The organism is Streptococcus sp. NLN76, assembly GCF_015686645.1.
In the GTDB taxonomy this organism is placed as follows: Bacteria; Bacillota; Bacilli; order Lactobacillales; family Streptococcaceae; genus Streptococcus.
Genome location: NZ_JADPMS010000092.1, coordinates 1 through 748 on the forward strand (window position 1 = coordinate 1; position 748 = coordinate 748).

Annotated in this window: 1 tRNA gene and 2 rRNA genes; all 3 read left to right on the forward strand. The window is 43.9% G+C overall.

Annotated elements, in window-relative coordinates:
• Nucleotides 1–93: ribosomal RNA gene (locus I1A59_RS09340) — 23S ribosomal RNA — on the forward strand; the annotation flags it as partial.
• 342 nt (nt 94–435) lie between these two features.
• Nucleotides 436–551: ribosomal RNA gene (gene rrf / locus I1A59_RS09345) — 5S ribosomal RNA — on the forward strand.
• Between the two features lie 125 nt (nt 552–676).
• Nucleotides 677–748 (forward strand) — tRNA-Val (locus tag I1A59_RS09350).

The following is a 748-nucleotide window of genomic DNA, read 5'->3' on the forward strand; positions in this document are numbered from 1 at the left end:
GAGCCCTGAGAGATGATCAGGTAGATAGGTTAGGAGTGGAAGTTGTGTGAGCAATGTAGCGGACTAATACTAATAGCTCGAAGACTTATCCGAAGTCAAACTAAGTATGCGAGTTGAGGTTAAACTTGAGACTTTCTGATGATAGAGTCGAATACAGCCTCGCTTCTGTGGAAAAAGATAAATCTTCCTAGTGTCTAAAGACACTTCGTCTGATTTCCTATTTTTCCTTTGAAGCGCCAGCAAGCTGGACGGCTTTTATATCCTGTATAGATATTCAATTTTGAGTGTTCTTAACACTCTGTCTACTCTAGCTTGTAGAGTGACAATGTAATTTTATAAGATTTTTTCTTGGTGACAAGGAATCCAGTCGAGGTCAATCTAAGGATTACCGAGACGTAGATGACGCCGTCAACGAGGAAAAAGCTAGAAAATTTGTTAAGTGACGATAGCCTAGGAGATACACCTGTTCCCATGCCGAACACAGCAGTTAAGCCCTAGAACGCCGGAAGTAGTTGGGGGTTGCCCCCTGTGAGATATGGTAGTCGCTTAGCAAATAGAAAGCTCAGGCTTTCTTATGGGAGTTTAGCTCAGTTGAAAAGGAGAGGTAATCGACTTTTCAAGTTGCGGATAAGGAAAGTGAAACTTTTCACCGTTGGCTGAGCAAACTCCGCCTTATGGGAGTTTAGCTCAGCTGGGAGAGCATCTGCCTTACAAGCAGAGGGTCAGCGGTTCGATCCCGTTAACTCCC